The organism is Streptomyces sp. NPDC104581, from assembly GCF_055583685.1.
In genome coordinates this window covers 1-9,353 of the sequence record NZ_JBVJNN010000081.1, presented here as the reverse complement: position 1 = coordinate 9,353, position 9,353 = coordinate 1, and the positions used below count along the sequence as shown (strand labels likewise).

Here is a 9,353-nt window from a genome sequence, read left to right as displayed (position 1 = left end):
CCCCCCCCCCCCCCCCCCCCCCCCCCCCCCCCCCCCCCCCCCCCCCCCCCCCCCCCCCCCCCCCCCCCCCCCCCCCCCCCCCCCCCCCCACGACCGGTGGTGGTGATGCCGTCAGACGGCGAGCGCCTGGGCGCGGCGCTTCACCTCCGTACCGCGATTCTCGCTGAGGGCCTGCGCGGGCGTGCCCGGCAGGGACGGGTCGGGAGTGAAGAGCCACTCGAGCATCTCTTCGTCGGTGAAGCTGTCGTCCCTGAGGAGCGTCAGGGTGCCGGCGAGGCCCTTGACGACCTTCTTGCCGTCGATGAAGGCGGCCGGCACCTGGAGGGCCCGATTCTCACCGCGGCGCACGGCGATCAGCTGGCCTTCCTTCACCAGCTGGCGCACGCGCGTCACCTCGACATCGAGCATTTCGGCGATGTCGGGCAGGTGAAGCCAGTCAGGGACGAGAGCATCGATCTTTGCGTCAATCTCAGTCACAGGACAAGCCTGCCATCCCGGACTGACAGTCGGAAGCCGAGCCGGGCACGGACTGGGCCGACGAGCGGTACACCCGCCCGCGGGGAGCGGGCGGGACACGGTCACAGAGCCGTCAGTTTGAGCGGTACGGCGGGGTCGGCGGCACGCCGCGTGTCGATCCGCGCACCCGTCGCGACGAGCTTGCGGCCCTGCGCCAGGTCACGCGGCCTGCCGACGGCCAGCAGCGCCACCAGCGCCCCCTCCCGCAGCCACAGGACCGACCAGGCGGCGCTCTCCGGATCGCCGCGCCACAGGAGGGTGTCGGCGCGGGTGTGGTGGCCCGCGTACTGCACGAAACGGCCGAACTGTTCGGACCAGAAGTACGGCACCGGGTCGTACGGCTCGTGGGCCTCCCCCACGATGTCGGCGGCGACGGTGCGCGGCCCCTGGAGCGCGTTGTCCCAGTGGTGCACGAGCAGCCGCTCGCCGTAGCGGGCGGAGGGGAACGAGGCGCAGTCCCCGACCGCGTACACATCGGGCGCCGAGGTGCGCAGCCGGTCGTCGGCGGTGATCGCCCCCTCCGCGCCGGTCGCGATGCCGGAGCCCGCCAGCCACTGCGTCGCGGGTCTGGCGCCGATGCCCACGACCACCGCGTCGGCCGCCTGCTCGCGGCCGTCGGAGAGGACCACCCGCCCGGGTTCGACGGCCGCCACGCGCGCGTGGGTGAGGAGTTGGGCGCCGCTCTCGGCGTACCAGTCGGCCATCGGGGTGGCGACCTCGGCGGGCAGGGCGCCGTCGAGCGGATGCGCCGCGGCCTCGACGACGGTCACCTCGCAGCCCGCCTCCCTGGCCGCGGTGGTGAACTCGGCGCCGATCCAGCCCGCTCCCACCACGACCACGTGGCGCTTGCGGTCCAGGACGGGGCGCAGCCGCGCGGCGTCGTCCAGGGTGCGCAGCAGATGGACGCCGGGGACCCCGTCCGCGCCCGGCAGCGTGACCGGTTCGGCGCCGGTGGCGACGACCAGCGCGTCGTACGGGACCGGCCCGGCCTCCGTGTCCACCTCGTGGTCCGCCGGGCGCGCACCGGTGACTTCGAGACCGAGCCGCAGCTCCACACCGAGGGCGTCGAAGTCCAGGTCGAAGGCCGAACTCTCCGCCGCGCCGAGGAGGACGGCTTTCGAGAGTGGGGGCCGGTCGTAGGGCTGGTGCCGCTCGGCACCGATGAGGGTGACGGGGCCTTCGTGCCCCAGTTCGCGCAGTGCCACGGCGGTCTGCACACCCGCCATTCCCGCGCCGACGACGACGGTGCGCCGCTCGTCCGTCTGCTTCCGCTGCTCGCTCACCCGATCACCTTATGGAACGGGCCGGGCCGGCGACTCCCTTACAGGAGGCGGGGACAGGGGGTTACGCTGACCCGTGAAGCACTTGTCGGCAGTGGCGGACAGAAGACTTCACACCTCGCGGGAGCCCGTACGCACCGGGCTGAGAGGGAGGCTGACGCGGCCTCCGACCGTACGAACCTGATCCGGGTCATGCCGGCGAAGGGAGGAGCTGGACACCCATGCGGTCATCCCACGTGCGGAACCGGGGAGCCGGGCGGTCCGACGTCCTGGTGGTCGGGGGCGGGATCATCGGCCTCGTCACCGCCTGGCGCGCGGCGCAGCGCGGCCTCGGCGTCACCGTCGTCGATCCCGAGCCGGGCGGCGGCGCCGCCCGGGTCGCCGCCGGCATGCTGGCGGCCGTCAGCGAACTCGACCACGGCGGGGAGACCTTGCTGGCGCTGAACATCGCCTCGGCGGGGCTGTATCCCGAGTTCGTCGCCGAACTGGAGTCGGTGACCGGCCAGGAGACCGGCTACCGCGCCTGCGGCACGCTCGCCGTGGCTCTCGACTCCGACGACCGGGCGCAGTTGCGTGAACTCCACGCCCTCCAGACGAGGTCGGGTCTGGAGTCGGAATGGCTCACCGGACGTGAGTGCCGGCGGCTGGAGCCGATGCTCGCGCCCGGCGTCCGGGGCGGGCTGCGGGCCGACGGGGACCACCAGATCGACCCGCGCAGGCTCGCCGCCGCCCTCGTGACGGCCTGTGAGCGCGCGGGGGTGGTCTTCCACCGGGCGTGGGCCGAACGCCTGCGGGTGGCCGGGGACCGGGCGGCGGGGGTCACGGTGGCCGGCGGCGCCGGACTCGGCGCCGATCAGGTCGTCCTCGCCGGGGGCAGTCTCAGCGGCCGGCTGGCGGGCGTGCCGGACGACGTGCTGCCTCCGGTGCGCCCCGTCAAGGGCCAGGTCCTGCGGCTGACGGTGCCGCGCGCCTACGCCCCGTTCCTGTCCCGGACGCTGCGGGCCGAGGTCCGCGGCAGCCATGTGTATCTCGTGCCGCGCGAGAACGGCGAGCTGGTCGTCGGGGCGACGAGCGAGGAGCTGGGCTGGGACACGACGGTGACGGCGGGCGGGGTGTACGCGCTGCTGCGCGACGCCCACGAACTGCTCCCCGGTATCACCGAACTGCCGCTCACCGAGACCCTCGCCGGGCTGCGCCCGACCTCCCCGGACAACGCCCCGCTGCTCGGGCCGACCGCCCTGCCGGGGCTCCATCTGGCCACCGGGCACCACCGCAACGGGGTGCTCCTGACGCCCGTCACGGGCCGGGTGATGGCCACCGTCCTCACGACGGGTGAACTCCCGGACCACGCACGGCCCTTCACCCCCGGACGTTTCCCGACCGGCCCACCGCCCGGCGGCCCCTCGCCCGTCTCCCCCGCCGCCTCCGCAGGTCAGGAGCCGCACGCATGACCGACACCGTGAACTCGCACCCGTCCGGCGGCGCGCCCGGGACCATGACCGTCTCGGTGAACGGGGAGGTCCGCGTCCTCGCCGCCCCCGTCACGCTCGACGTCCTGGTCGCGACCCTCACCGCCGCCCCCTCGGGTGTCGCCGCCGCGCTCAACGAGACCGTCGTCCCGCGCGGGCGGTGGTCCGACACCGCCCTGTCCGACGGGGACCGTGTCGAGGTCCTCACCGCCGTCCAAGGAGGCTGACCCGATGTCCGACGACCGGCTCACCATCGGCGGCACCGTCCTCAACTCCCGGCTCATCATGGGGACGGGCGGCGCGCCCAGTCTCGACGTGCTGGAACGGTCCCTGACCGCGTCCGGCACCGAGCTCACCACCGTCGCGATGCGCAGGCTGGACCCGAACGTGCGGGGTTCCGTCCTGTCCGTGCTCGACCGGCTGGGCATCCGGGTCCTGCCGAACACGGCGGGCTGCTTCACGGCGGGCGAGGCCGTCCTCACCGCGCGGCTCGCACGCGAGGCGCTGGGCACCGACTGGATCAAACTGGAGGTGGTGGCCGACGAACGGACGCTGCTGCCCGATCCGGTCGAACTGCTGGACGCCGCCGAGACCTTGGTGGACGACGGCTTCACGGTCCTGCCGTACACGAACGACGATCCGGTGCTCGCCAGGAAGCTGGAGGACGTGGGATGCGCGGCGATCATGCCGCTCGGGTCCCCGATCGGATCGGGTCTGGGCATCCGCAACCCGCACAACTTCCGGCTGATCACCGATCACGCGCGCGTGCCGGTGATCCTGGACGCGGGGGCGGGTACGGCCTCGGACGCCGCTCTCGCCATGGAGCTGGGCTGCGCGGCCGTCATGCTGGCGTCGGCGGTCACCCGGGCCAGGGAGCCCGTGCTGATGGCCGAGGCGATGCGGCACGCGGTCGAGGCGGGCCGGCTGGCGCACCGCGCGGGGCGCATCCCGCGCCGCCACTTCGCGGACGCCTCGTCTCCCACGGAGGGGATGGCGGTGCTGGACCCGGAGCGCCCCGCCTTCTGAGGACCGCGCTCCGCGGCCGGCGTCCGGCTCCCCGGAGAAGGCGGCGGCCGATTGCCTCGATGCGGTGTGGGTGCTGTCACAAGACGGCTCCAGTGGCGTGTCGGGCCCGGCCGGGGGCTGCGGGGGTGTCTGCGGCGGCTCGTAGACTCGACGGGTGGACACGACCCTTAGGGACCCTCTCGTCGGGCAGGTGCTCGACGGCCGTTACCGCGTCGACGCGCGCATCGCCGTCGGCGGCATGGCGACGGTCTACCGGGCCCTCGACACCCGGCTCGACCGGGTCCTCGCCCTGAAGGTGATGCACCCGGCCCTGGCGACCGACGCCACCTTCGTGGAGCGTTTCATCCGCGAGGCCAAGTCCGTGGCGCGGCTGGCGCACCCGAACGTGGTCGGGGTCTTCGACCAGGGCGCCGAGGGCGCGTACGTGTACCTGGCGATGGAGTACGTGGAGGGCTGCACGCTGCGGGACGTCCTGCGCGAGCGCGGCGCTCTCCAGCCGCGTGCCGCCCTCGACATCCTGGAGCCGATGCTGGCGGCGCTGGGCGCCGCCCACCGGGCCGGTTTCATCCACCGGGACATCAAGCCGGAGAACGTGCTGATAGGGGACGACGGCCGGGTGAAGGTCGCCGACTTCGGCCTCGTACGGGCCGTCGGCTCGGTCACCAACACCACCGGCACGATCCTCGGGACCGTCTCCTACCTGGCCCCGGAGCAGATCGAGTACGGCACCTCCGACACCCGGGTCGACGTGTACGCCTGCGGTGTCGTCCTCCACGAGATGCTGACCGGCGCCAAGCCGCACGGCGGGGACACCCCGGCCCAGGTGCTCTACCTCCATCTGAACGAGGACGTGCCCGCGCCGTCCGCCGCGGTGCCCGGGATGGCGGTCGAGCTGGACGAGCTGGTCGCCGCGGCCACCGCCCGCGATCCGGAGGCCAGGCCCGAGGACGCGGTCGCGATGCTCGCGCTGACGCGGCGCACGCGCGCCGCGCTCGACGACGCGCAGCTGGACGCCGTACCGCCGCGGGCCGGCGCCGGGACCTCGTCGGCCGCCCGTGTGACGAGGCGCGGCACCCGGGGCGGCGGCGGGGCGGGCTCGGGCGGCGCCTCCTCGGAACCGTCCCAGGACGGCCACGGCAGCGACACCGGCGGCGGAGGAGGGCGCTCCCACGACGCCTCACCCGCCTCGCACGGAGCCTCCCGGGGCACCGCCGCCACCGGCGCCGGGGGCGGCCCCCACGACGGCTCCGACGACCGTACGAGCGTGATTCCGCGCCTCGTCCGCTCCGACGTGTCGTCAGGCGATTCCGGTACCGCCGTCCTGTCGGCCGCCTCCCGGGGAGGCGACGACCAGGTCCGGCGCACCAGCCGCCTCACGGTCCAGCCGCCGGAGCCGGAGGCACCTTCGCACCGGCAGCCCACGCGCCGCCGGACCGGGCGGCTGGCCTCCGCGCCCCGGGGAAGCGTCCTGGCGATCGTGGTCGCCGCGCTGCTGGTGCTCGGTGTGGGCGTCGGCGTCTGGTACATCAACTCGGGGCAGTTCACCCGGGTCCCCTCGCTGCTCGGGCAGACCGAGCAGACGGCGAAGGAGCGCCTGGGCGACGCGGGGCTCGGGGCGAGCGTCGAGAAGGACTTCAGCGACACCTTCGAGCGCGGCACGGTCATGCGCACCGACCCCGAACCCCGGGCGCGGATACGGGGCAACGGATCGGTGACCCTCGTCATCTCCCGCGGCCCGGAGATCGTGCGGGTCCCGGACCTGGCCGGCAAGTCGCTGGCCGACGCCAAGGACGCGCTGCGGAAGGCCGGGCTGGCGCCGGGCGTCGTCGCCCGGTCCTTCGACGAGCAGACCGATCAGGGCGACATCATCCGCACCCAGCCGAAGGCGGGTACGGAGCTGCGGCCCGACGCGGGCGTGGCGCTGGTCGTCAGCAAGGGCAGGCCGGTCGACATGCCCGATGTGACGGGCCGGTCCGAGGAGGAGGCGACCGCCTCGCTGGAGGACGCGGGGCTCGATGTGAAGATCGCGGCCGAGCGCGTCAACTCCCCCGAGGAGCCGGGGGCGGTGGCCGGGCAGTCCGCGAAGGAGGGCAGCAGGCTCGCCCGCGGTGACACGGTCACGCTGACCATCTCCAAGGGCCCGCGGATGCTCGCCGTGCCCGACGTCACGGGGAAGTCGACAGACGCCGCCAGGAGCGAGCTGAACGACGCGGGCTTCGAGGTGGAGGTCGACCGGAGCTTCCCGTTCCTGGACGACACCGTGGCGAAGCAGTCCGTCGGGGGCGGCGAGAAGGCCGCCGAGGGCAGCACCATCACCATCACGACCAAGGGAATCTGAGGCTTGACGCTCCCCGACCGCCCGCGCAATGCCGTCGGCGGCCATGTTCCGGTGGCGGGCGGTCTCGCCCGCGTCGGGCTGGCCTGGGCGCGTGACATCGGCGCCGAGACCGTCCAGGTGTTCGTGGCCAATCCGCGTGGCTGGGCGACGCCCGACGGGAATCCGGCGCAGGACGAGCTGTTCCGGGAACAGTGCGCCGCCGAGGGCCTGTCCGCGTACGTCCACGCGCCGTATCTGATCAACTTCGGCTCCCACACGCCGGAGACGGCGGAGCGGTCGGTGCACTCCCTGCGGCACAGCCTGCGCCGGGGCCGGGAGATCGGTGCCCCGGGTGTCGTCGTGCACACCGGCTCGGCGACCGGCGGACGGGCGCGTGAGGTGGCCCTCGCGCAGGTACGGGAGCGGATGCTGCCGCTCCTCGACGAGCTGACGCACGACGACGACCCGTATCTGCTGCTGGAGTCGACCGCGGGCCAGGGCTCCTCGCTCTGCTCGCTCGCCGAGGACTTCGGTCCGTACTTCGACGCGCTCGACGCGCACCCCCGGCTCGGCATCTGCCTCGACACCTGTCACTTCTTCGCGGCGGGCCACGATCTGGCCGCGCCGCACGGGACGCACCGCACGCTGGACCGGCTGGTCGCGGCGGTGGGTCCGGGCCGGCTGAGGCTGATCCACGCCAACGACTCCAAGGACGTGTCGGGCGCCCGCAAGGACCGGCATGTCAACATCGGCGCGGGCCACATCGGGGAGACGCCGTTCCGGGAGCTGTTCTCGCACCCGGCGACCGAGGGCGTGCCGCTGGTGATCGAGACGCCGGGCGGCAAGGAGGGCCACGCGGCGGACGTGGCCCTGCTGAAGAAGCTGCGCGACACCTGAGCGGTGCCCGGGACGAGGGACGCTCGGGAGGCCCGGAGGCCTCCTACAGCTCGGGGCCGTCCCCGGGGCCCTCCTGGTAGGAGTAGCGCTGTTCGCGCCAGGGGTCGCCGATGTTGTGATAGCCGCGTTCCTCCCAGAAACCGCGTCGGTCGGCGGTCATGTATTCCACGCCCCGGACCCATTTCGGGCCCTTCCACGCGTAAAGGTGCGGCACGACGAGCCGCAGTGGAAATCCGTGCTCGACGGTGAGGAGTTCACCGCCGTTGTGCGTGGCGAAGACGGTCCGTTCCGATGTGAAGTCGTCGAGCCTGACATTCGCGCTGTAGCCGTACTCGGCCCAGATCATGACATGGGTGACGGTCGGCGCCGGCGGAGCGAGTTCGAGGATCGTACGGGCGAGGACTCCGCCCCATTCGGCCCCGAGCATGCTGAATTTCGTGACGCAATGCAGATCGGCCACGACCGTCGAGAACGGCAGGGCCGAGAACTCCTCGTGATTCCAGCAGCGCTTGTCCCCGTCGGCGGTGGCGCCGAAGACCCTGAACTCCCAGCGCTCGGGCCTGAACTTCGGCACGGGGCCGTAGTGGGTGACCGGCCAGCCCCGTTGGAGCCGCTGCCCCGGCGGCAGCCCGGACTGCGCCGACTCCCGTTCTTCCCGGCTCCGCGGCTGACCCATGCCTTCCATGGTGACAGACCGCGAAGGGTGGTCATGACCAGGTACGGCCCGATTCGGGCAACTGCTACTAAGTACGGCCTTACTGGACGCCCTTCGGACGTGGGTGCGAGGATGCGCGCAACCTGGCCAGTCCCCGTTGGAAGGAGCCTCTGCGATGCAGGGCGACCCCGAGGTCATCGAGTTCCTCAATGAGCAGCTGACCGCCGAATTGACGGCGATCAACCAGTACTTCCTGCACGCCAAAATGCAGGAGAACTTCGGCTGGACGAAGCTCGCCAAGTACACACGGTCCGAGTCGTTCGACGAAATGAGGCACGCGGAGGTCCTGACGGACCGAATTCTCTTCCTGGAGGGCCTGCCGAATTACCAGCGGCTCTTCCATGTACGGATCGGCCAGACCGTCACCGAGATGTTCAACGCGGACCGGCAGATCGAGGTCGAGGCGATCGACAGACTCCGGCGCGGGGTCGACGTCATGCGGGCGAAGGGCGACATCACGTCGGCGAAGATCTTCGAGTCGATCCTCGCGGACGAGGAGCACCACATCGACTATCTGGACACCCAGCTGGAGCTGATCGAGAAACTCGGCGAGGCGCTGTACATCGCGCAGCTGATCGAGCAGCCGGACAGCTGACGGACCCGGGCGCGCCCGGCACGCCGGCGCGTCAGGCGGCTTCGAGACCCGCCGGCCCGCCCACGGCCCGGACGGTCGCCGCCTGCGCGACGACGGCCTCCACGGCGGTCGTGGCCGCCACCGCGGCCGGCGCCGACAGCTCACGGCGCGGGCAGCCGCCGCGGCCGAGTATCGACTGGATGCTGCGCACGCACGAACCGCAGTCCGTGCCGGCCTTCGAGGCCGAGGCGATCTGGCGCGGGGTGCACGCCCCCGCCTCCGCGTGTTCCCGGACCTGCTTCTCGGTGATGCCGAAGCAAGAGCAGACGTACACGCGGTTCACCTCCCGACGGGATCGTTGGCTGGCACCGTCCCCGCTTGCGCGGTGAGGCAAACCTAACCTTACCTGTCGCTCCGGCGTGCGCGGAAGGCCCCCGTACGAGGGTGGGGGGGGGGGGGGGGGGGGGGGCGGGCCCCCCCCCCCCCCCCCCCCCCCCCCCCCCTCCCCCCCCACCCCCCCCCCCCCCCCCCCCCCCCCCCCCCCCCCCCCCCCCCCCCC

At 73.1% G+C, this 9,353-nt stretch carries 10 protein-coding genes and 1 riboswitch; of the genes, 6 read left to right on the top strand and 4 right to left on the bottom strand.

Translation table 11 applies throughout. The features are described 5' to 3' along the window. Window positions 1-111: 111 nt before the first annotated feature. Complete coding sequence (locus ACZ61E_RS32350) at window positions 112-477, bottom strand: Rv2175c family DNA-binding protein (protein WP_469703957.1); 366 nt, start codon at window positions 475-477, stop codon at window positions 112-114. A gap of 101 nt (window positions 478-578) precedes the next feature. Further along, window positions 579-1,742: an NAD(P)/FAD-dependent oxidoreductase gene (locus ACZ61E_RS32345; RefSeq protein ID WP_469703960.1), complete on the bottom strand. Its 1,164-nt coding sequence runs from the start codon at window positions 1,740-1,742 to the stop codon at window positions 579-581. A gap of 164 nt (window positions 1,743-1,906) precedes the next feature. Next, a riboswitch (TPP riboswitch) is annotated at window positions 1,907-2,021 on the top strand. On the opposite strand from ACZ61E_RS32345, the gene thiO reads away from it, so the two are divergent. From thiO to ACZ61E_RS32320, 5 genes are all read left to right on the top strand, one after another. After that, complete coding sequence (gene thiO / locus ACZ61E_RS32340; protein WP_469703956.1) at window positions 2,018-3,247, top strand: glycine oxidase ThiO; 1,230 nt, start codon at window positions 2,018-2,020, stop codon at window positions 3,245-3,247. Its footprint overlaps the riboswitch before it by 4 nt. 44 nt (window positions 3,248-3,291) lie before the next feature. Next, the gene (gene thiS / locus ACZ61E_RS32335) at window positions 3,292-3,492 is read left to right on the top strand and encodes a sulfur carrier protein ThiS (protein WP_469703958.1); all 201 of its coding nucleotides are present in this window, start codon (window positions 3,292-3,294) and stop codon (window positions 3,490-3,492) included. 4 nt (window positions 3,493-3,496) lie between these two features. Next, a complete protein-coding gene (locus tag ACZ61E_RS32330; protein WP_469703954.1) occupies window positions 3,497-4,291 on the top strand; it encodes a thiazole synthase in 795 nt (264 codons plus the stop codon). 154 nt (window positions 4,292-4,445) lie between these two features. Beyond that, a complete protein-coding gene (locus ACZ61E_RS32325; protein WP_469703953.1) occupies window positions 4,446-6,629 on the top strand; it encodes a Stk1 family PASTA domain-containing Ser/Thr kinase in 2,184 nt (727 codons plus the stop codon). Window positions 6,630-6,632: 3 nt separating this feature from the next. Continuing rightward, window positions 6,633-7,505 carry a deoxyribonuclease IV gene (locus ACZ61E_RS32320; protein WP_469703952.1) on the top strand — a complete coding sequence of 291 codons (873 nt, stop codon included), beginning with the start codon at window positions 6,633-6,635 and terminating at the stop codon, window positions 7,503-7,505. 43 nt (window positions 7,506-7,548) lie between these two features. Here the strand turns inward: ACZ61E_RS32320 and ACZ61E_RS32315 are convergent, their stop codons facing one another. Beyond that, a complete protein-coding gene (locus ACZ61E_RS32315; protein WP_469703950.1) occupies window positions 7,549-8,181 on the bottom strand; it encodes a sulfite oxidase-like oxidoreductase in 633 nt (210 codons plus the stop codon). Between the two features lie 154 nt (window positions 8,182-8,335). On the opposite strand from ACZ61E_RS32315, the gene bfr reads away from it, so the two are divergent. Then, the gene (bfr, locus tag ACZ61E_RS32310) at window positions 8,336-8,815 is read left to right on the top strand and encodes a bacterioferritin (protein ID WP_469703948.1); all 480 of its coding nucleotides are present in this window, start codon (window positions 8,336-8,338) and stop codon (window positions 8,813-8,815) included. A gap of 31 nt (window positions 8,816-8,846) precedes the next feature. Here the strand turns inward: bfr and ACZ61E_RS32305 are convergent, their stop codons facing one another. Continuing rightward, window positions 8,847-9,128: a (2Fe-2S)-binding protein gene (locus ACZ61E_RS32305; protein WP_469703947.1), complete on the bottom strand. Its 282-nt coding sequence runs from the start codon at window positions 9,126-9,128 to the stop codon at window positions 8,847-8,849. Window positions 9,129-9,353: the final 225 nt, after the last annotated feature.

Excerpts from the sequence above, each read along its gene's own strand:
- ACZ61E_RS32345 (WP_469703960.1), bottom strand. The coding sequence starts at position 1,742 with ATGGCGGGTGTGCAGACCGCCGTGGCACTGCGCGAACTGGGGCACGAA.
- thiO (WP_469703956.1), top strand. The coding sequence starts at position 2,018 with ATGCGGTCATCCCACGTGCGGAACCGGGGAGCCGGGCGGTCCGACGTC.
- thiS (WP_469703958.1), top strand. The coding sequence starts at position 3,292 with ATGACCGTCTCGGTGAACGGGGAGGTCCGCGTCCTCGCCGCCCCCGTC.
- ACZ61E_RS32330 (WP_469703954.1), top strand. The coding sequence starts at position 3,497 with ATGTCCGACGACCGGCTCACCATCGGCGGCACCGTCCTCAACTCCCGG.
- ACZ61E_RS32315 (WP_469703950.1), bottom strand. The coding sequence starts at position 8,181 with ATGGGTCAGCCGCGGAGCCGGGAAGAACGGGAGTCGGCGCAGTCCGGG.
- bfr (WP_469703948.1), top strand. The coding sequence starts at position 8,336 with ATGCAGGGCGACCCCGAGGTCATCGAGTTCCTCAATGAGCAGCTGACC.